Origin of the sequence: Caballeronia terrestris (assembly GCF_001544515.1) — a bacterium.
GTDB classification, from domain to species: Bacteria; Pseudomonadota; Gammaproteobacteria; order Burkholderiales; family Burkholderiaceae; genus Caballeronia; species Caballeronia terrestris.
On record NZ_FCOL02000518.1, the window covers coordinates 1 to 909 of the forward strand.

Consider the following 909-nt stretch of genomic DNA (forward strand, 5'->3'; position numbering starts at 1 on the left):
GATGAAGGCTTTGATTTTCTAGGCTGGAATGTTCGGAAATATGGTGGGCGGCTGCTCATCATGCCAGCCAAGAAGAACGTGCAAGCGTTCCTTGACAAAGTCAAAGCTGTACTGCGGAAGGTCAGAACCGCGAAACAGGAAGTGGTGATACGAAGCCTTAACCCTTTAATTCGGGGCTGGGCGAACTATCATTGCAACCAGGTTGCCAAGGAGATTTTCCACAAGGTCGACATGGTTATATGGAAGCTGCTTTGGCGATGGGCGCGTCGAAGACACCCAAACAAGTCGGGAACTTGGACAAAGGAGCGGTACTTTCTTCGTCACGGTTCGCGTACGTGGGTGTTTGGTACGAAGGTGCTGGGTGAGAATGGCAAGGAGTCGGTTGTGAAGTTGGTGCGAGCCAGCGACACGCCAATTCGGCGCCATGCGAAGATCAAGGGCGAAGCAAATCTTTTTGATCTGGCTTGGGAGCAATACTTCGAAGATCGTCTCACTAGGTCGATGAAGGACAAGCTTCAAGGTCGGACTCGATTGCTGAATCTTTGGGTCGGGCAAGACGGTGTATGTCCGAACTGTCAGGAGCCGCTGACTCGCGAAACGGGATGGCACGTCCATCACATCGTTCCGAGGGCTCTGGGCGGTTCTGATTCACTGTCGAACCTCTTACTCTTGCACCCCAACTGCCATAGACAAACTCATAGTCTCGGTAACAGCGGACTGCCGGCTCCCTTAAAAAGGGGCTTTGCAGAGGCTTGAGCCGTATGCGAGGAAACTCGCACGTACGGTTCTTAGGGGGGAATAGTGCAGCAATGCCCGGTTCCTACCCGACCACCCGTATCCGATCATGCCGTCGCGTGCGTCGAAGCTGTCGGCCGACGCCTTCTCGTACTGGGATCACATCTGTGGCAC

At 54.0% G+C, this 909-nt stretch carries 1 protein-coding gene; it reads left to right on the plus strand.

Annotated features, from left to right (window positions below; all coding sequences use genetic code 11):
- Positions 1 to 756 (plus strand): group II intron maturase-specific domain-containing protein (locus tag AWB67_RS38665; RefSeq protein WP_200822443.1); only part of this gene is annotated, 756 nt, incomplete at its 5' end.
- Positions 757 to 909 lie beyond the last annotated feature (153 nt).